Here is an 18,139-nt window from a genome sequence, read left to right on the forward strand (position 1 = left end):
TGGTCGCGCCAAAACAAATCATTGGTTGAGGATGGTGCCGCTGCGATAATCGGCTCGCAGAAGCAGCGCTCCGGGGAACCATGATGATACTTTACAGCATGATCGATAGCGGCAATTGCTACAAGCCGCGTTTGCTGATGGCCAAGCTCGGCCTTGCCTTCACCACTGTCGAGGTGAGTTCGCATACCGGCGATACGCGCAAGGCCGATTTCGTCGCCAAGAACCCGAACGCCATGGTGCCATTGCTGGAACTGGACGACGGCCGGCGGCTGGCAGAATCCAACGCCATCCTGCTCTATCTCGCCGAAGGCACACGCTTGCTGCCCGCGGACAAATATGAGCGCGGGCTCGCTTATCAGTGGCTGTTCTTCGAACAATACAGCCACGAGCCCTATATCGCCGTGCGCAAGGCGCTGCTGACCTTTCCGGAACGCGCCGCGGATGCCACGCCGGAGCGGCTGGCGGCGACGCTGGAGCGCGGCAACAAGGCGCTCGGCGTCATGAACACATATCTCGAAAACAACGACTTCTTCGCCGGCCGCACATTCAGCATCGCCGACATCGCGCTCTATGCCTATACCCACACGGCGGAGCAGGGCGGCTTCCAGCTCGACGCCTATCCGTCGGTGGTCGCCTGGCTGGGCCGCGTGGAGGCGGACCCGCGGCATGTGCCGATCGAGTGGGTGGGGTAGGCAAGGCAGGCCATTGGCGAAAGCGGCAACACAGCTCTGAGCCCCAGACAAATAAAAAGGCGGGATAAATCCCGCCTTCCCATTTCGGTAGCCTGATTGGGAGCATCCGGTCCGGGCCGGCAGCTATCTGCTGTTCCAGCTTGTCGGGTCTTTCCGCTCCGGCGCGCTTCTCGCGCGACCGTCAGTACATCCGTGACTTGCCGCGCGCCCCGAACTCTCGTCCGGCGCGCGCCATTTTCAAAATCAGGCTGCCTTGCTCAGAGAACCAGCGGACGACTTGCCAGTGCGGCGGTCCTGCTCGATCTCGAAGTTGATCTTCTGGCCTTCGACCAGGGTCGACAGTCCAGCGCGCTCGACAGCCGAGATGTGGACGAAAACGTCCGCGCCGCCGCTGTCAGGCTGGATGAAGCCGAAACCCTTGGTGGCGTTGAACCACTTGACCGTTCCAGTTGCCATAAAAATAGTCCTTCACATTTGCTTTGGTATGACCGGACCGAAGTCCAGCCGGTGTGCATCGAGATTTTGGAGATAGACGTCAGCAAACGCGAAGATCGCGAGGCCCGGATCGATCGGCCGAAATATCAATGGGGCTGATATAGGCTGCTTTCGCACAAAAAACAAGACTGCGTGAAAACGTCGTGATCTGGGGTCGCCCAACGGCCGCCCCAATCTGGTGAAACCGTGGCGCAAGATCGTGCCGTCCCGGGCGGCGGATCGAGGGGAGAGGACCATGAAAACCATCGTGCTTGCCACCTGCCTCACGCTGGTGGCCGCCCAGGCGCAGGCGATCTCGCGCTACGACCCGACACGTTTGAGCTGCGGCAAGGTCCAGTCGACGATCGCGCGCCAAGGTGCGGTTATCCTTCGCAATCAGTCGAAGCGGGTGCCGGGGCTGCCGCTCTATGACCGCTATGTGCAGAGCCAGCAGTTCTGCACCATGGGCGAGGTGCGGACGCGCGCCTATGTGCCGAGCGCCGACACCAAGTCCTGCCCGGTGTACAACTGCAAGCGGCCGGACAATGAGCATTTCAGGCATCGATTCATCCGGCGCCATTAGCCCCCGGGAGCGGCTTACTGCTCTCAAAACCCGAAAGACACCTGCGCCGGCGGCGGCGGGCCGACATGCACGCCTTCCATGGCCAGCATCTTTTCCTTGGTGACGGAGCCGCCGGGCGCCGAGAAGCCGCCGATCTTGCCACCGGCGGCAAGAATGCGGTGGCACGGGATGACCAAGGGCACTGGATTGGCGCCAAGGGCCGCCCCTGTTTCGCGCGGCAGGCCGGCATGGCCGGCACGCTTGGCGAGTTCGCCATAGGTGGTGGTTTCGCCATAGCTGAGCTTTCGTGCCGCGTTGTAGATGGCGAGGCGGAAATCGTCGATGCCATCGAGATCGACGGGAAAGCCGGTGAAATCGACGTCCCCGCCAGCAGCGTAAGCCTTGATCGAGGCGATCAGTTCGACCACCCATGACGGCTGGGCCGTGGAGGCGGAAATGCCGGCATGGCGCATCAACCGCCGCTCCACCGCTTCGCGGCTGCGTTCCGGCAGGCAAAGACGGATCAGGCCCTTTTCGCTCCAAGCGAAGCCCATGAAACCGATCACTGTTTCTAACACTGCGTGGCCGGCCGTGATCGAAGATGTCGTTTGCATGCTGAGCTCCTTTCCGCAAAGCGGCAAAATCCGGGATTCCCGCAGGTACATATCAGGAACGATATGGCATCACGGCCTGCATCCCGCCACCCGAAAACCACCAGATGGCCCCGATTGCTACCCAGGAATCGCTGGTGTAAGGAAAACTTAACACCCGACAAACCGGACACCGAACGCGGCTTGCCAGCAAAACAAACCCTTATCGCCATCGGCGTGATCGTGGCGGCTGCCGGCATCAGCGGCTGCACCTCGACCTCACGGATGAAGGCCGAGCCGTCCCTGACCGAAACCGCGACGGTTGCCGGCAGCGATGCCGGCTTCACTATCCCCTTGCCGGAAACGGTTTCGGTGTTGCCGCAATCCTCCGGAATCAAGCCTGTTCAGGCGGCTGAATTGACTCCCAGCCCGGCCACGCCCGCGCTTGATGCCGTCGCCCAGCCGACCGCGGCGCCCGCCGCCTTTGCCGGGGCGACCCCAACGGCGCCGGCGATACCCGCCGTGATGACCGCCAATGCCTGGCAGGCGCCGGCCCCGGCGAAAGCCGGCCGGCCGATCCAGTCGGCGGCGACCTACAGGACCGCCGGGCTCATCATGCCAGCGGTTGCCAAGGGCGGCCAGAAACTGCCTGGCGTGCAGCAGGTGGCCTATGTCGTGCCGCAGAACCCGGCCGCGCTGGTGCAGTTCCCGTTGGCGCCGGTCGAGCCGGAACAGCATGCGACCGGCATGCGCGGCGATGTCGACCGGCTGATCGTCAAATACGCCGCCTTCTACCAGGTGCCGGTGGATCTGGTGCGCCATGTCGTCAATCGCGAGAGCACCTACAATCCCAAGGCGTACAATAACGGCCATTGGGGGCTGATGCAGATCAAGCACGCGACGGCGCGCGGCATGGGCTATGACGGTCCGGCCAAAGGCCTGTTCGACGCCGAGACCAACCTCAAATACGCGGTCAAATATCTGCGCGGCGCCTGGCTGGTGTCCAACGGCAACGCCAAGAAGGCCGACTGGCTCTACCAGACCGGCTATTATTTCGACGCCAAGCGCAAGGGCCTGCTCGAGGCGACCGGCCTCGGCGCCGACCGCAAGCGCGGGCGTCTTCAGCCCGACGCCTGAGCGCGATGCCCGAACCGCGCCCGCCGGCTCCAAACGACATCCGGCTGCGCAAGATCCTCGACGAGACGCTCGTTCCACCGCATTGGCCGGACGGCTTCCTCATGCGCTCGTTCGAGCGCGGCGACGCGCCGCCCCTGCATGCGTTGCTGGGCGAAGTGTTCGACGACGGCACCGACGGCCCCTTCGACGAATGGTGGCCGCGCATATCCGAAGACCCCGAATTCGACCCGGCGCTGTGTTTCCTCGTCATCGACGCCAAGGGCAGGCTGGCGGCGGCTGCACTGTGCTGGAGCTCGGCGTTCGTCAAGGATCTGGCCGTTCATCCCGAGGCGCGCGGCAAGGGTGTCGGCGAAGCGCTGATGTGGCACGCCTTCGCCATTTTTCGCGACCGGGGCGCCGCCCATGTCGATCTCAAGACCAATACGCTCGAGAACCCCGCTGCCGTGCGGCTCTATGAGCGGCTGGGCATGAGGCCCGTCGCCTGGGAAGGCTAACCGACGACGTTGATCCGTCCCCTTCACCGGCGATGGCTGTTCGGGAACCCAAGGCGCTGCTCCGCATTCAATGAACGGTGGGGCCTGACCGGCTGCCGGTGCCGTGCGCCGCCGGCTGCCAAGGGAGATCCACCGCGATGAAGCTTTTCCACGCATGGCTGGCGTTGAGCGTCGCTGTCGTGCTCGCGGCGGGTCCGGCGCGATCGGTAGAGCTGTCGATCGTGTCGGGCGACACCGGCAACGGCCTCAAGGTGCTGCGCGAGATCCTCGACCGCTATGAGAAGGAGAGCGGCGACACGGTCACCATCGTCGCCATGCCGTCGTCGGGGACCGACCAGTTCGGCCAGTACAGGCTGTGGCTCGCTGCCGGCAACAGCGACGTCGACGTCTACCAGACCGATGTCATCTGGGCACCGCAGCTCGCCAGCCAGTTCGTCGACCTGACCCAGGCGACCAGGGATGTCGTGGCCAAGCATTTCCCGTCGATTATCCAGTCGCAGACCGTCGACGGCAGGCTGGTGGCGCTGCCGATCTTCACCGATGCGCCGGCGCTCTACTACCGCAAGGATCTGCTCGACAAATACGGCGCCAAGGTGCCGGCCACCTGGAAGGAACTGGGCGACACCGCCAGGCTGGTGATGGATAAGGAGCGGGCCTCGGGCAACAGGGATATCTGGGGTTTCGTCTTCCAGGGCAATGCCTATGAAGGGCTGACTTGCGACGCGTTCGAATGGGTGGTGTCGAATGGCGGCGGTCATATCGTCGAGCCGGATGGCGCGATTTCCATCAACAACCCCCAGGCGGCGGCCGCGCTCGACATGGCCAAGGCCTGGATCGGCACCATCGCACCGCCGGGCGTGCTCGCCTACCAGGAAGAGGAGGCGCGCGGCGTGTGGCAGACCGGCAATGCGGTCTTCATGCGCAACTGGCCCTATGCCTATGCGCTGGGCAACAGCCAGGGGTCGCCGATCAAGGGCAAGTTCGATGTCGCGCCGCTGCCGGCTGGCACGGGCGAGGGCGCGCGGCCGGCAGCGACGCTCGGCGGCTGGAACCTCGCGGTCTCGAAATATTCCAAGCACCCGGATGCCGCGATCGACCTGGTCAAGTACATCGCCTCGCCGGCAATGCAGAAATACCGCACGCTCAAGACCGCCAACCTGCCGACCATCCAGGCGCTCTATGACGACCCCGACATCGCCCGGCAACAGCCGATCATTCCACACTGGAAGGAGGTCTTCCTCAGTGCCGGGCCACGGCCCTCGGCGGTGACGAGGAACAAGTACAATGAGGCGTCCAGCCAGTTCTGGAACGCCGTCCACAAGACCTTGTCCGGCGAAGGCAGCGCCGCCGACAATCTGGCCGACCTCGAAGCGACGCTGACCCGGCTGAAGGGCAAGGGCTGGTGAGCGCGCACCCGGCCGATGCGCGCTCTGGTTCGAGGCTGATGAGCCAGCGTGTGCGCTCGGCATGGCTGTTCCTGGCGCCGATGCTTGCGGTGCTCGCCGCCGCTGCCGGCTGGCCGCTGGCGCGCACGGTCTATTTCAGCTTCACCGATGCCTCGCTGTCAGACCTGGACGCCCGCCAATGGGCCGGCTTGGCCAATTATGTCTCGGTCCTGCGCATGCCGAGCGGGCGGGTCATCTACGACGGGCTGCTTCTCGACCCGGTCTGGTGGGGCGCTGTGTGGAACACCGTGCGGTTCGCGGTGGTTTCGGTGACCTGCGAGACGATCCTCGGCATGGTCGTCGCCCTGGTGCTCAACGCCGAATTCCTCGGCCGCGGCATCGTCAGGGCGGCGATCCTTATTCCCTGGGCGATCCCGACCATCGTCTCGGCGAAGATGTGGCAGTGGATGCTGAACGACCAGTTCGGCATCATCAATGTCGTGCTCATCAACCTAGGGCTGATCGACCACAAGATCGCCTGGACCGCCAGCGCCGATACGGCAATGGCGGCGGTGCTGATCGTCGACATCTGGAAGACGACGCCCTTCATGGCGCTGCTGATCCTTGCGGCGCTGCAGATGCTGCCGCGCGAAATCATCGAGGTCGCCAGGCTGGACGGCGCCAATCCCTGGCAGATCTTCTGGCGCGTGACCTTGCCGCTGATCCGCCCGGCGGTGATGGTGGCGGTGATCTTCCGGGTGCTCGATGCGCTGCGAATCTTCGACCTGATCTATGTGCTGACGCCCAACAATGCGCACACCAAGTCGATGTCGGTGTTCGCCCGCGAGAACCTGTTCGAGTTCGACAAGTTCGCCTATGGCTCGGCCGCCTCGACCCTGCTCTTCCTCATCCTCGCTCTGCTCACCATCCTCACCATCCGCATTGGCCGGATAAGCCTGGACGGAGGCCGCTGAGATGTGGCTCCTGAAGCGCATGGCCTTTTATCTGCTGGTCGGAGCAATCGTGCTCATCGCGGTGTTCCCGTTCTATTACGCCATCGTCACCAGCCTCAAATCGGGGACCGAGCTGTTCCAGGCCGACCTATGGCCGAAGGCGCCCAGCCTCGGCAATTACCGCAACGTGCTGGCCGAAGGCGCCTTCCTGCGCAACCTCCTGAACTCGCTGGCGGTTTCGGGCGCGGTGGTGGCTCTGTCGCTGTTCTTCGGCGTCACCGCGGCCTACGCGCTGGCGCGTATCCGCTTTCGCGGCCGCTCGGCATTGCTGTTCGCCATCCTGTCGGTCTCGATGTTCCCGCAGGTGGCGGTGCTGGCCGGGCTGTTCGAGCTGGTGCGGCTGTTCGGCCTCTACAATTCGCTTTTCGCGCTGATCTTCTCCTACATGATCTTCACGCTGCCGTTTACCGTCTGGGTGCTCACCGCTTTCGTGCGCGACCTGCCGGTGGAGGTCGAGGAAGCGGCGATCCTCGACGGCGCGACGCCGTGGATCATCATCACGCGCATCTTCCTGCCGCTGATGTGGCCGGCGCTGGCGACCACCGGGCTGCTGGCCTTCATCGGCGCCTGGAACGAGTTCCTGTTTGCCCTGACCTTCACCTCCAACGACGCGCGGCGGACCGTGCCGGTGGCGATCGCGCTGCTCTCGGGCAATTCGCAGTTCGAAATCCCCTGGGGCAACATCATGGCCGCCTCGGTGATCGTCACGGTGCCGCTGGTGGTGCTGGTGCTGATCTTCCAGCGCAAGATCGTCTCCGGCCTCACCGCCGGCGGGGTCAAGGGGTGAGGAGGCGGTCGGCGTTCAGATATCGGGCGCGTTGCCGATCTTCTGCTTGATCTCCAGCGCCCAGGCGCGGCCCTCGTCGCCACCCCACAAGAGCCAGGCTATGGTGCCAGCCGAAGGGTTTTCCTCATTGCCGTAATTCTTGCCGCGCTTGTCGACCTCGTGGCGGGCGAAGTAGCTGACCATGCGGCGGATGGTGGAAGGCGCCAGCTTCTCGCGGTTCTTCAGCTCCGTCGCCCGCGCCACGCCGATCTCGGTGCCGCCACGGCCGAACTGCTTGCGCAGACGCAGGCCCTTGGCGGCATTGTCGGCCACCACTTGCGGGCAGCGCAGGTCGATCTCGTCGGCTTCGTGCATTCTTCTCTCCACTCCGCAGCTGTAGCCGATAACGGGGATGTGGCAAGGCCGGGCCTGTCCCGATGCGAAATGTCGGGACCGGTCGCGGCCAAACGTCCTTGGGTCGCAGAGCAACCGCGCCGGGACGCCGGCGCGCGGAACCAAGGAGCCGATCATGATCACCTTTCCCAACGAATCAGCCAGATACCGCACCGCACGCGAAAAGCTGCTGAAGAAGGAAATCGAGCTGCGCCGCGCCATGGAAGCCGTGGCCGAGGCGCGCCGCGCGCTGCCGCCGGGCGGGCTGGTGCCGCAGGATTATGCATTCGACGGGCTCGATGCCGCCGGCAAGCCCGCCAGGATAAAACTTTCGGAGCTGTTCGCGCCCGGCAAGAACACGCTGATCCTCTACAACATGATGTTCCCGCGCCATCCGCGGGAGACGCGCGACGTCGCGACCAGCGGCGGTACGGCGAAGCTCGCCCGGCCCGACCAGCCATGCCCGTCCTGCACCGCCCTGCTCGACCAGTTCGACGGCGCGGTCGGCCATCTCGAAGCGGCCGGCTTCAACTTCGCCGTGGTGGCCAAGACGGCGCTGGAAAACCTCGTCACGCTCGGCCGCGATCGCGGCTGGCGCGACATGCGGCTGGTGTCGTCGGCCAACAACAGCTTTAAGCGCGACTACAATGCCGAGGACGCCGACGGCGCGCAGATCCCGCTGCTGTCGGTGTTCCACCGCGATGCTGACGGCATCAGGCATTTCTGGTCGTCGGAACTCGGCTTCGCGCCGACCGAGCCCGGTCAGGACCCGCGCGCCATCGGCACCTGCGAGATCCTGTGGAACCTGATGGATTTCACGCCGGAGGGCCGGCCGAATTTCGGCGAGCAACTGCAATATGGCGAGGCGTGCTGCCACTGAAGTCGCTCAGTCCGCCCTTTTCAGTTCCGAGTGGCTCTTCAGCACATGGTCGCCGTCGGCCTGTTCGACGAGATAGGCGGGCTCGTCGGGCGATGCCTTGCGTTTGACCTCGGTGCCCTTGATCTGGCGGGACACGTCGCGGGTAAAACTTTCCGCCACCTTGCCCTCGCCGGTATGAGCGCCCCAGGCCCAGGTGACGCGTGTTCCCTTGCGCAGCTTCCGCATCCGAAGGTCCTCCGGGTCAGGAATGTCCCGCGCCGCCCGCGGTTCCTGAGAACCAAAGCCGGGGTGGGACGTTGGCCTAGCCAATACAACCAACAGGAGCCCGCCGTGACCGACAGAAACCTTGCCGAAATTGCCGAGAAGATGCGCGATATCGATGTCGCCATGCTGTCCACCCACACGCAAGGCGGTGCCATTGCCGGCCGACCGATGAGCAACAACCAGGACGTCGACTATGACGGCTCCTCCTTCTACTTTACCTGGGACAAGTCGCAGGTGGTGGAGGATATCGAACGCGACGCCAATGTGTCGCTTGCCTTCAAGGGCGACGATGGTTTCTGGGTCGCGGTTGAGGGCAAGGCCGAGATCATCCGCGACAAGGTTGCCTTCGAGGAACACTGGACCGACGATATCGACGAGTGGTTCGAACAGGGCACCGATACGCCCGGGCTGGCCATGATCAAGATCGAAGCCGTTCGCGCCCATTACTGGGATGGTGAGGACGAGGGCGAGGTGACCCTGTCGTCTTGACGCGCCGGCAGGCAACCTCGCCGCATCCTGCTGGCTTCAGTGTCCTTGATCCGCGCTTCACGTGGCTGCTGAAGCCGCTCAAGTCGGCCGGAACATCGGACGATCCGCTGCATTGATAGGAGACGGTTTGCGACCCGCTTCACGGATTGGACGTGCGCCCTGTAATTAAAGACGTATGGGACTTGGTGCGAGAAAGCGTGGTTGGCTTTGTCAACGACAATGCCCTTAGTCATGGGGCGGCAATGGCGTTTTATGCCGCCACGTCGCTGGCCCCGGTTCTGATAATCGTCGTCGCGATAGCCGGCATCGCTTTTGGTCATGACGCGGCACAGTTGGCCTTGTCCGCCCAGATATCGGGGCTGATGGGCTCGGAAAGCGCGGCGCTCCTTCAGACGGCGCTCGAAGGGGCATCCAGCAAATCATCGGGGACCCTGGCGGCGCTCATCGGCGTGGCCACGCTACTCGTCACCGCCTCCGCGGTGTTCGGCGAGATGCAGCAGGCCCTGAATGCAATATGGAAGGTTGAAGCGAAAGGGGATTCGCTGTCGCGTCTGTTGCGCGCACGCGCGGCAAGTCTCGGCCTGGTCGCCGCCCTTGGCTTCATGTTGCTGGTATCCTTGGCGGCGAGCGCTGCGATCTCGGCTCTGGGTAACGTGATCAGCGCTCATCTGCCGTTCGGCGAATTTTTTCTGAGCGCCATCAACACCCTTATTTCCTTTTCCCTGATCTCCGTGATGTTTGCCGCGATCTACAAAGTCCTGCCGGACCGTGCCTTGCAATGGCGCGATGTCGGGATCGGCGCCGTGGTGACCGCCGCTCTGTTCACGTTGGGAAAGTCGCTTATCGGTTGGTATATCGGCACAAGTGCGGTCGCATCGTCCTATGGTGCGGCCGGAGGGCTGCTCGTCATACTGCTCTGGGTCTACTATTCATCGGAAATCTTTCTGCTCGGTGCGGAGTTGACGCGCGCCTATTCCGTTCGACGGGGGAGCAGGTCCGACCTGGACGGTTTGGTTCAAAATGCTCCGGCTTCAGAAAGCCCTGTTCCAATGCGCCGAACGCCCGGCTCTTCGGGCTTCGTCCCCTTGTTGGCGGTGGCGTGCGTGAGCGCAACGATGACGGCCTTTCTGCTGGGGCCTCGCCGCCCGTAGGGAGAGATCATGCTGTGGTCGTAAGGCTGCTTTCCCTCCTTCCCGTGACCAGAAGAGACCCGGCTGGCAACCTCGCGGCGTCCGCGGCGTTGGACTCCTTGAGGGAACCATTCCGATCGGAGACGCCAGATGAAAATGCTCCTGACCATGGCCGCCGTCGCGCTGACAGCCGTCGCGCCCGCCGCCCTTGCCCAGACGAACGGCACCAATTCGAACGCCGTCGCGCCCATGTTGCCCGACAGCAAGGTCGACACCCCGACCTTCGTCGGCGCCGTGCCCAGTGCCAATGAATTCGAGATCCAGTCGAGCCAGCTCGCCGAACAGAAATCCGCCTCGGCCGACGTCAAGGCCTTCGCCGGCCAGATGATCAAGGACCACACCAAGGCTGGCGAGGACTTCAAGCAGGCGCTGAGCAAGGGGCAGACCACCGCCTCGATCAAGCCCGCCGGCCCCGCGCTGCAACCCAAGGAGCAGCAGATGCTGGACCAGCTGAAAGCCGCCAACGGCAAGGCATTCGACCAGAAATACGTCATGATGCAGACCGAGGCCCACAAGCAGGCGGTCGCGCTGTTCAGCACCTATGCAAGATCGGGCGACGACCCCGCGCTGAAGGAATTCGCCAAAAAGACGCTGCCGACACTGAAGATGCATGAGAAGCACGTGAAGGAGCTCGGCGCGGCGCATTAGGGGCTGGGCGAGTTGCTTCATTTCGTCATCCACGGGCGGAGCAAGGAGCGTAGCGACGCGGCGCAGAGCCGAGGATCCATGTCGGGACTTCAAAGCGTCGCTACAGTTCGTAATTCTGTTCCGCTGCGTCCCATCGATGTCGCGGCATGGATCCTAGGGTCTCCGCGACGCCGCTCCGCGGCTGCTTCGCCCTAGGATGACGAAGTTGAGGTGTCAGGCGCTCTACCCCTGGTAAACCAGCAGCCGAAAGAGGCCCCTGTGCCTCCACCCGCCATGCGCTACACTACCCGGCCTCACCTCGGGAGCATCCCATGCCCAAGATCGACCTCGCATCCGTGCCCGTGCGCAAGGGCTCGGGCTACCCCGTTCCCTTCGACGCCCCGTGTGCCGACCGCACGCGCCGGCGCCTTGGCGATGCCGGCGGGCTCACCGATTTCGGCGTCAACCTGATGACGCTGCCGCCGGGCGGCTGGTCGAGCCAGCGTCACTGGCATAGCCATGAGGACGAACTCGTCTATGTGCTGGAAGGCGAGCTGACGCTGGTCGAGGATGGCGGCGAGACGCTGCTCAAGGCCGGCGATAGTGCTGCCTTCGCCAAGAACAGCGGCAACGGCCATCACATGATCAACCGCGCGTCGGTTACCGCACGCTACCTGGAAGTCGGCTCGCGCAACCCCGACGATGTGATTACCTGCTCGGACATCGACATGATAAGTCCGAGTTCGGACGGGCGCTTCCTGCACAAGGACGGCACGCCCTATCCGGGGCAGGGGTGAGGGCTGGACCATGCGTCGGCGCTGGCGTTCCGCCGGTGCCGGGATAAGTTGCCTATTACCGCAGGAGTCGGAGCCAGCCCCTCATCCGGCCGCTTCGCGTCCACCTTCTCCCCAGCTGGGGAGAAGAGCCGGCGCCGGCGCTCGTGATCTCCTCTCCCCTCGGGGAGAGGTCAGCCGAGCGAAGCGGAGGCTGGGGGAGTGGCGCCAGCCCTGCCAACCCGGGGGAGGACACCCATGAAGAAAGAAGTCATCGAAGTGCCCGTCATGTCGGACAAGGTGCGCTCACTCGGCCTGCCCTGTTCGACGGCGGTGAGGGCCAACGGTTTCGTGTTTATCTCGGCCACGCCGCCGGTGGACATGGTGACCGGCGAGATGGTGCGCGGCGACATCGAAACGCAGACAGACGCCTCGCTGAAGGCGCTGAAACATTGCCTGGAAGCGGCCGGCACCTCGCTGGAAAACGTGGTGATGGTGCGCATCTACGCCGTCAACTCCGGCTTCTACAACGCGATAAACAGGGTGTATGCCCGGTATTTCAGCGTCAACCCGCCGGCGCGGAGTTTTGTGCCGGTAGCCTGGACTAGGACGCCCATCGCAATATCGGGCATGTATTCTTCTCCGCTCCGTCGACATCGGGCCGATACTGCCCGTCGCTACGCGTGTTTGCAATGACGGGTAAACTCCATTCCGGGCTTCATCAACTTGGTGCTTCCACACTCGCGCAGGACATGATTCAAATGGGTAGGAGGATCTGCCCAATGCCCGATCACTACTGGCTTGCCGAAGCCCAACTTGAGCGCATCAAACCATTCTTGCCGCGTTCTCATGGCACACCGCGTGTGGATGATCGGCGCGTGATCAGCGGAATCGTGCACGTCATTCGTAATGGCCTGAGATGGCGCGACGTGCCAGAGGTCTATGGGCCGCACAAGACGCTCTACAACCGCTTCATCCGATGGAGCCGGCGCGGCGTGTTCAACCATATATTTGCAGGCCTGGCGGCCACGGGCGGCAAGCCTGACCAATTGATGATCGACGCGACCCACTTGAAGGCACATCGGACGGCTGCAAGCCTGCTCAAAAAGGGGATATTCCACGACGTATCGGACGCACCAAAGGGGGCTTGAACTCAAAGCCCACGCAGTTTGCGACGGCATGGGTCGGCCCCTCATCATGCTGCTAAGCGAAGGGCAGATGAGTGATTATAAAGGCGCTGCGCTCATGATCGACGCCTTTCCCAAGGCCAAAGCCCTGCTTGCCGACCAAGGCTATGATGCCGACCGGTTTCGCAATGCCTTGGCCGAACGCAACATCTCCGCCTGTATTCCAGCAAAAGCCAATCGAAGGGCGCAGATTCCACATGACGCAACGCTTTATTGCAGGCGGCACAAGATCGAGAATATGTTCGGCAGGCTCAAGGACTGGCGACGTATCCACACCCGCTATGACCGTTGTGCCCACACTTTTATGTCCGCCATCTGCATCGCAGCCACTGTCATTTTCTGGCTCTGATCAATGAGTCCTGACCCTAGTGTAATTTTTACTTGTCTTTCAAGTAAACTCCCTCTCAACTCCCGTCGGGGATAGGGAGGGTGAGTCATTGAACAAATTATCGAAAAAATTTATCGAGCGAGTTGCGTCGAATCTCAAGAAGTATCAGCGGATTACGCGATGTTGGCCGTCTTTGCCGCGTTGCCTGGACTGGCAGCCGCCAATTTGAGGTGCGAGCGCTGCCCCTCATCCGCCTGCCGGCACCTTTCTCCCCGTTGAACGGGGAGAAGAGAGCCAATCACCTCAGGCAAAATACTCCTGCAGCGGCCTGACTTCCAAACTCCCCGCCTTCAACGCCGCAATCGCTTCCGCCACGGCCGCGGCACCCGACAACGTCGTGTAATACGGCACTTTCTGCATCAGCGTCGCCCTGCGCAGCGATTTGGAGTCCGACACCGCCTTCTGGCCATCCGTTGTGTTGAACACGATCTGGACCTGGCGGTTGCGGATGGCGTCTTCGATGTGGGGGCGGCCTTCCAGGACCTTGTTGATCTTCTGCGCGTCGACGCCGTTTTCGGCGAGGAAGCGCTGCGTGCCTGACGTCGCCAGCACCTTGAAGCCGAGGCCGGCGAGGCGCTTGACCGCCGGCAATATGCCTTTCTTGTCCTCGTCGCGCACCGAGACGAACAGCGTGCCGGAGCGGGGCAGGTCGACGCCGGCGCCGAGCTGGCTCTTGGCGAAGGCCAGCGCGAAATCGCGGTCGAGGCCCATGACCTCGCCTGTGGAGCGCATTTCCGGGCCGAGCAGGATGTCGACGCCGGGGAAGCGGGCGAAGGGGAAGACGGCTTCCTTGACGGCGATGTGGCCGGGATTGCGCGGATCGGGCATGGCGCCGTAATGGGCGAAGGCATCTTCCAGCGTCTCGCCGGCCATGATGCGGGCGGCGATTTTCGCGATCGGACGGCCGATGGTCTTGGCGACGAAGGGCACGGTGCGCGACGCGCGCGGGTTGACCTCCAGCACATAGACCGTGCCGTCCTTGATGGCGTATTGCACGTTCATCAGCCCGCCGACATTGAGCGCGCGGGCAAGGGCCGCCGTCTGGCGTTCCAGCTCGTCGACCAATTCCGAGGGCAGCGAGTGAACCGGCAGCGAGCAGGCACTGTCGCCCGAATGGATGCCGGCTTCCTCGATGTGTTCGAGAATGCCCGACACGAAGGTCGCCTTGCCGTCGCAGAGGCAGTCGACATCGACCTCGATGGCGCCGGAGAGATAGGTGTCGAACAGAAGCGGGTTCTTGCCCAGCAGCGTGTTGATCTGGCCGGTCTTGTCGTTGGGGTATTTCTGCTTGATGTCCTCCGGCACCAGGCCGGGCACGGTGTCGAGCAGGTAGGATTGCAGCATGCCCTCGTCATGGATGATCTGCATGGCGCGGCCGCCGAGCACATAGGAGGGGCGCACCACCAGCGGGAAGCCGAGCTCGCCGGCGACGAGGCGGGCCTGCTCGACCGAATAGGCGATGCCGTTCTTCGGCTGGCTGAGGTTGAGCTTGTGCAGCAGCTTCTGGAAACGGTCGCGGTCCTCGGCGAGATCGATCATGTCGGGCGAGGTGCCAAGGATCGGAATGCCTGCCTTCTCCAGCGCGTCCGCCAGCTTCAGCGGCGTCTGGCCGCCGAACTGGACGATGACGCCGACCAGCTCGCCCGAGGCCTGCTCGGCGCGCAGTATCTCCAGCACGTCCTCCGCCGTCAGCGGCTCGAAATAGAGCCGGTCCGAGGTGTCGTAGTCGGTCGAAACGGTCTCGGGGTTGCAGTTGATCATGATCGCTTCATAGCCGGCATCGCGCAGCGCGAACGCGGCGTGGCAGCAGCAATAGTCGAACTCGATGCCCTGGCCGATGCGGTTCGGGCCGCCGCCGAGGATGACGACCTTTTTGCGCGCCGAGACCTGCGCCTCGTTGGCGAGCGCGCCGGCGAAGGGCACTTCATAGGTCGAGTACATGTAGGCGGTGGGCGAGGCGAATTCGGCGGCACAGGTGTCGATGCGCTTATAAACCGGATGAACGTCGAGCTTTTCACGAATCCTTTGAATCACTTCGGCGTCGGTCTTCGTCAGCGAGGCGAGGCGCGCGTCGGAGAAGCCCATCGCCTTCAGCATGCGCAGATTGACGGCGTCGCCCGGAATGCCGTGCTCGCGGATGCGGGCTTCCATGGCGACGATACCGGCGATCTGTTCGAGGAACCACGGGTCGATCTTGCACATGGCGTGCACGTCTTCCAGCGAGGTGCCCACGCGGATCGCCTGCGCCACCATGCGCAGCCGGTCGGGCGTCGGCGTGCCCAGGGCGGCACGGATGGCGTTGCGGTCGTCCGGGTTGTTGCCCAGGGCATGGCCAAGGCCGGGGATCTCGATCTCGTCGAGGCCGGTGAGGCCGGTTTCGAGACCGCGCAGCGCCTTCTGCAAAGATTCCTGGAAGGTGCGGCCGATGGCCATGACTTCGCCGACCGACTTCATGGCCGTGGTCAGCACCGGCTCGGCGCCGGGGAACTTTTCAAACGCGAAGCGTGGGATCTTGGTCACGACATAGTCGATGCTCGGTTCGAACGAGGCGGGCGTGGCGCCGCCGGTGATGTCGTTCTCCAGTTCGTCCAACGTGTAGCCGACGGCTAGCTTGGCGGCGATCTTGGCGATCGGGAAGCCGGTCGCCTTGGAGGCGAGCGCGGACGAGCGCGAGACGCGCGGGTTCATCTCGATGACGACGAGACGGCCATCGGCCGGGTTGACGGCGAACTGCACGTTGGAACCGCCGGTCTCGACGCCGATCTCGCGCAGCACCGCGATCGAGGCGTTGCGCATCATCTGGTATTCCTTGTCGGTCAAGGTCAGTGCCGGGGCGACGGTGATCGAGTCGCCCGTGTGCACGCCCATCGGGTCGATGTTCTCGATCGAGCAGACGATGATGCAATTGTCCGCTTTGTCGCGGACGACCTCCATCTCATACTCCTTCCAGCCCAGCACGCTCTCCTCGATCAGCACTTCGGTGGTCGGCGAGGCGTCGAGGCCGGACTGGACGATGTCGTAGAATTCGGCCCTGTTGTAGGCGATGCCGCCGCCGGTGCCGCCCATGGTGAAGGACGGGCGGATGATGGCCGGCAGGCCGACATGGTCGAGCGCCTGGGCCGCGATCGCCATGCCATGGCTGATGTAGCGCTGCTTGCGGTCGCCTTCGCCGAGGTTCCAGCGGGTTTCCAGCGCATCGAGTTCGGCGTCGAGATTGTCCGGCTTCTCGGCCTTCAGCGCGGCGCGCTCGGCCTCATGCGTCTTGCGGTCGGCGTTCTTGACGTCGGTGGCGTTGGCCAGCATCGACTTCGGCGTTTCCAACCCGATCGTCTTCATCGCCTCGCGAAACAGCGCGCGGTCCTCGGCCTTGTCGATGGCATGCGCGTCGGCGCCGATCATCTCGACATTGTAGCGCTCGAGCACGCCCATGCGACGCAGCGACAAAGCGGTGTTGAGCGCGGTCTGGCCGCCCATCGTCGGCAGCAGCGCGTCGGGCCGCTCCTTGGCGATGATCTTGGCGACGACTTCGGGGGTGATCGGTTCGATATAGGTGGCGTCGGCCAGTTCCGGGTCGGTCATGATGGTGGCCGGGTTGGAATTGACCAGGATGACGCGAAAACCCTCTTCCTTCAGCGCCTTGCAGGCCTGGGTGCCGGAATAGTCGAATTCGCAGGCCTGGCCGATGACGATGGGGCCGGCCCCGATGATCAGGATCGACTTGATGTCGGTGCGTCTGGGCATGTCTATGAATTCCGTTCGGCAGCGGGCTTGCACAAAAAACCGGGACGGGAAGACCCGGCCGGTTGTGCTCGCGATTCTGGTGTCAGGCTAGGAGGGCCTTATAGGGAAGAGTTTTGCCCGATGTAACCCCGAAAATGCGGGTACGCGTGCTAAGCAAACACGCGCCTCATTCCCTCGCGTCGACCCTGGAGCGTGCCTAATTCCCCAGCACCACCGTGTCCGTGATCTCGAACCGCTCCGACACGCCGATGCGGATCATGTTGAGTTTGCCTTCCCGGGTGAAGCGGAAGTCGCTGCCGGCGTCCGAGCTTGCCGGCAGGCCGGCAGTGAAGGAGATGACGCGGCTGCCGCCATCGGGCCAGGTCACGGTCACGTCGGCCTTGTCAGTGCCCTTGTGTGTCACGCTCGCCGCGCAAGGCGCCATCGGCTGTCCAACGTAGCGGGCGCAGGGAATTTGCAGGGCGCCATCGGCGGCTGCCGTGGCCCCCGTTGGCTCTTCGGCCGCGGGCGCGTTTTGAGTTGCAGCCAGCGCCAGGCCGTAGGCATCCTGCATGGCGATCTCCGCCGCGGATTTCGGCATGGTTTCGGGGCTGGCCGGTTGGTTGGCGTCGCCCAGCCGTGCGGTCAGGTCGGGTGCATTGGGCATCGCGGCGGCTTCGGGGGCCATGCCGGGCGTATCCGCCGCCTCGTCGGGCACGGTCGCGGGATTGAGAGGAACGAGGTAGCGCGCGGGAGCCCAGCCGGTGGCTTTGGGATTGTCAGACTCGACCTTGCACCAGGGATGGCCGTCAATGTCGTTGCAGCCGAGATTTCTCACGCTCGCACCGGCGGCCAGACGGGCCTCGGTCTTGCCGATCGCCGACGGCTTGGCGCGCACATTGAGCAGGTCGTCGGGGGCGAGCCCGGTGATGACGGAGATGAACGGCGCCTCTTCGGCATGGGCCGGGACGACAGCCGGCCATGCCGCCATCAGCAGCGGAGCGGCAACCAGCGCATGCAAACCTGTTCGGAGCGTAACTGTGCGCCTCATCATTTGGCCGTGCGCCGATACCACCATGCCGCGGCGGTCTCGCCGCATGTCCGGCGAATTCTAT

General features: G+C 63.8%; 19 protein-coding genes and 1 pseudogene. 14 read left to right on the forward strand and 6 right to left on the reverse strand.

Features of this window, described 5'->3' with window-relative positions; all coding sequences use genetic code 11:
* The first annotated feature begins 83 nt into the window (after positions 1–83).
* On the forward strand, positions 84–692 hold the full coding sequence (locus X739_RS155475; protein ID WP_023770198.1) for a glutathione S-transferase family protein: 609 nt from the start codon (positions 84–86) through the stop codon (positions 690–692).
* A gap of 243 nt (positions 693–935) precedes the next feature.
* On the opposite strand, the gene X739_RS155470 is transcribed toward X739_RS155475, so the two are convergent.
* The gene (locus tag X739_RS155470) at positions 936–1,148 is read right to left on the reverse strand and encodes a cold-shock protein (protein WP_015316174.1); all 213 of its coding nucleotides are present in this window, start codon (positions 1,146–1,148) and stop codon (positions 936–938) included.
* Between the two features lie 274 nt (positions 1,149–1,422).
* Between X739_RS155470 and X739_RS155465 the strand changes: the two genes are divergently transcribed.
* Positions 1,423–1,749 carry a hypothetical protein gene (locus X739_RS155465; RefSeq protein WP_023794179.1) on the forward strand — a complete coding sequence of 109 codons (327 nt, stop codon included), beginning with the start codon at positions 1,423–1,425 and terminating at the stop codon, positions 1,747–1,749.
* 23 nt (positions 1,750–1,772) lie between these two features.
* On the opposite strand, the gene X739_RS155460 is transcribed toward X739_RS155465, so the two are convergent.
* A complete protein-coding gene (locus X739_RS155460; protein ID WP_023794181.1) occupies positions 1,773–2,342 on the reverse strand; it encodes a methylated-DNA--[protein]-cysteine S-methyltransferase in 570 nt (189 codons plus the stop codon).
* 180 nt (positions 2,343–2,522) lie between these two features.
* Between X739_RS155460 and X739_RS155455 the strand changes: the two genes are divergently transcribed.
* The 5 genes from X739_RS155455 (at position 2,523) to X739_RS155435 (ending at position 7,134) form a co-directional block, all read left to right on the forward strand.
* Positions 2,523–3,455: a lytic transglycosylase domain-containing protein gene (locus X739_RS155455; protein ID WP_023794183.1), complete on the forward strand. Its 933-nt coding sequence runs from the start codon at positions 2,523–2,525 to the stop codon at positions 3,453–3,455.
* A gap of 5 nt (positions 3,456–3,460) precedes the next feature.
* Positions 3,461–3,949 (forward strand): GNAT family N-acetyltransferase, encoded by a 489-nt coding sequence (locus X739_RS155450; RefSeq protein WP_023770193.1) that lies wholly within the window; start codon positions 3,461–3,463, stop codon positions 3,947–3,949.
* Between the two features lie 137 nt (positions 3,950–4,086).
* Positions 4,087–5,355, forward strand: coding sequence for an ABC transporter substrate-binding protein (locus tag X739_RS155445; RefSeq protein WP_023794186.1), 1,269 nt, complete (start codon positions 4,087–4,089; stop codon positions 5,353–5,355).
* A gap of 38 nt (positions 5,356–5,393) precedes the next feature.
* Complete coding sequence (locus tag X739_RS155440) at positions 5,394–6,308, forward strand: sugar ABC transporter permease (RefSeq protein ID WP_084056178.1); 915 nt, start codon at positions 5,394–5,396, stop codon at positions 6,306–6,308.
* Between the two features lies 1 nt (position 6,309).
* A complete protein-coding gene (locus X739_RS155435) occupies positions 6,310–7,134 on the forward strand; it encodes a carbohydrate ABC transporter permease (RefSeq protein ID WP_023794191.1) in 825 nt (274 codons plus the stop codon).
* Between the two features lie 15 nt (positions 7,135–7,149).
* Here the strand turns inward: X739_RS155435 and X739_RS155430 are convergent, their stop codons facing one another.
* On the reverse strand, positions 7,150–7,488 hold the full coding sequence (locus X739_RS155430) for a hypothetical protein (protein ID WP_015316182.1): 339 nt from the start codon (positions 7,486–7,488) through the stop codon (positions 7,150–7,152).
* A gap of 154 nt (positions 7,489–7,642) precedes the next feature.
* Here X739_RS155430 and X739_RS155425 point away from each other — a divergent pair, with 154 nt between their 5' ends.
* Positions 7,643–8,386, forward strand: coding sequence for a DUF899 family protein (locus tag X739_RS155425; protein ID WP_023794193.1), 744 nt, complete (start codon positions 7,643–7,645; stop codon positions 8,384–8,386).
* Between the two features lie 6 nt (positions 8,387–8,392).
* Here the strand turns inward: X739_RS155425 and X739_RS155420 are convergent, their stop codons facing one another.
* Positions 8,393–8,611 (reverse strand): DUF2945 domain-containing protein, encoded by a 219-nt coding sequence (locus X739_RS155420; RefSeq protein ID WP_023770188.1) that lies wholly within the window; start codon positions 8,609–8,611, stop codon positions 8,393–8,395.
* Between the two features lie 105 nt (positions 8,612–8,716).
* Here X739_RS155420 and X739_RS155415 point away from each other — a divergent pair, with 105 nt between their 5' ends.
* The 6 genes and pseudogenes from X739_RS155415 to X739_RS1000000171340 all read left to right on the forward strand — a co-directional run bounded on the left by X739_RS155415 (position 8,717) and on the right by X739_RS1000000171340 (position 13,265).
* Positions 8,717–9,139 (forward strand): pyridoxamine 5'-phosphate oxidase family protein, encoded by a 423-nt coding sequence (locus X739_RS155415; protein ID WP_023781494.1) that lies wholly within the window; start codon positions 8,717–8,719, stop codon positions 9,137–9,139.
* Between the two features lie 152 nt (positions 9,140–9,291).
* A complete protein-coding gene (locus X739_RS155410) occupies positions 9,292–10,290 on the forward strand; it encodes a YihY/virulence factor BrkB family protein (RefSeq protein WP_023794197.1) in 999 nt (332 codons plus the stop codon).
* A gap of 129 nt (positions 10,291–10,419) precedes the next feature.
* A complete protein-coding gene (locus tag X739_RS155405; RefSeq protein ID WP_023781497.1) occupies positions 10,420–10,977 on the forward strand; it encodes a DUF4142 domain-containing protein in 558 nt (185 codons plus the stop codon).
* A 311-nt stretch (positions 10,978–11,288) separates the two neighbouring features.
* Positions 11,289–11,753: a cupin domain-containing protein gene (locus tag X739_RS155400; RefSeq protein ID WP_023794199.1), complete on the forward strand. Its 465-nt coding sequence runs from the start codon at positions 11,289–11,291 to the stop codon at positions 11,751–11,753.
* 234 nt (positions 11,754–11,987) lie between these two features.
* Positions 11,988–12,425, forward strand: coding sequence for a RidA family protein (locus X739_RS0134075; protein WP_023794201.1), 438 nt, complete (start codon positions 11,988–11,990; stop codon positions 12,423–12,425).
* A gap of 86 nt (positions 12,426–12,511) precedes the next feature.
* Positions 12,512–13,265, forward strand: a pseudogene (locus X739_RS1000000171340) (IS5 family transposase).
* Between the two features lie 282 nt (positions 13,266–13,547).
* Here the strand turns inward: X739_RS1000000171340 and carB are convergent.
* Positions 13,548–17,045, reverse strand: coding sequence for a carbamoyl-phosphate synthase large subunit (carB, locus tag X739_RS155385; RefSeq protein WP_023794208.1), 3,498 nt, complete (start codon positions 17,043–17,045; stop codon positions 13,548–13,550).
* Positions 17,046–17,241: 196 nt separating this feature from the next.
* Positions 17,242–18,078, reverse strand: coding sequence for an SH3 domain-containing protein (locus X739_RS155380; RefSeq protein ID WP_023794210.1), 837 nt, complete (start codon positions 18,076–18,078; stop codon positions 17,242–17,244).
* Positions 18,079–18,139: the final 61 nt, after the last annotated feature.

It is taken from the genome of Mesorhizobium sp. LNHC209A00 (assembly GCF_000502915.1).
Taxonomy (GTDB): domain Bacteria; phylum Pseudomonadota; class Alphaproteobacteria; order Rhizobiales; family Rhizobiaceae; genus Mesorhizobium.

Coding starts and splice junctions, on each gene's coding strand:
- X739_RS155420 (WP_023770188.1), bottom strand. CDS start 8,611: ATGCGGAAGCTGCGCAAGGGAACACGCGTCACCTGGGCCTGGGGCGCT.
- X739_RS155470 (WP_015316174.1), bottom strand. CDS start 1,148: ATGGCAACTGGAACGGTCAAGTGGTTCAACGCCACCAAGGGTTTCGGC.
- X739_RS155460 (WP_023794181.1), bottom strand. CDS start 2,342: ATGCAAACGACATCTTCGATCACGGCCGGCCACGCAGTGTTAGAAACA.
- X739_RS155445 (WP_023794186.1), top strand. CDS start 4,087: ATGAAGCTTTTCCACGCATGGCTGGCGTTGAGCGTCGCTGTCGTGCTC.
- X739_RS155475 (WP_023770198.1), top strand. CDS start 84: ATGATACTTTACAGCATGATCGATAGCGGCAATTGCTACAAGCCGCGT.
- X739_RS155380 (WP_023794210.1), bottom strand. CDS start 18,078: ATGATGAGGCGCACAGTTACGCTCCGAACAGGTTTGCATGCGCTGGTT.
- X739_RS155465 (WP_023794179.1), top strand. CDS start 1,423: ATGAAAACCATCGTGCTTGCCACCTGCCTCACGCTGGTGGCCGCCCAG.
- X739_RS155405 (WP_023781497.1), top strand. CDS start 10,420: ATGAAAATGCTCCTGACCATGGCCGCCGTCGCGCTGACAGCCGTCGCG.
- X739_RS155440 (WP_084056178.1), top strand. CDS start 5,394: ATGAGCCAGCGTGTGCGCTCGGCATGGCTGTTCCTGGCGCCGATGCTT.
- carB (WP_023794208.1), bottom strand. CDS start 17,045: ATGCCCAGACGCACCGACATCAAGTCGATCCTGATCATCGGGGCCGGC.
- X739_RS155435 (WP_023794191.1), top strand. CDS start 6,310: ATGTGGCTCCTGAAGCGCATGGCCTTTTATCTGCTGGTCGGAGCAATC.
- X739_RS155425 (WP_023794193.1), top strand. CDS start 7,643: ATGATCACCTTTCCCAACGAATCAGCCAGATACCGCACCGCACGCGAA.
- X739_RS155400 (WP_023794199.1), top strand. CDS start 11,289: ATGCCCAAGATCGACCTCGCATCCGTGCCCGTGCGCAAGGGCTCGGGC.
- X739_RS155450 (WP_023770193.1), top strand. CDS start 3,461: ATGCCCGAACCGCGCCCGCCGGCTCCAAACGACATCCGGCTGCGCAAG.
- X739_RS0134075 (WP_023794201.1), top strand. CDS start 11,988: ATGAAGAAAGAAGTCATCGAAGTGCCCGTCATGTCGGACAAGGTGCGC.
- X739_RS155430 (WP_015316182.1), bottom strand. CDS start 7,488: ATGCACGAAGCCGACGAGATCGACCTGCGCTGCCCGCAAGTGGTGGCC.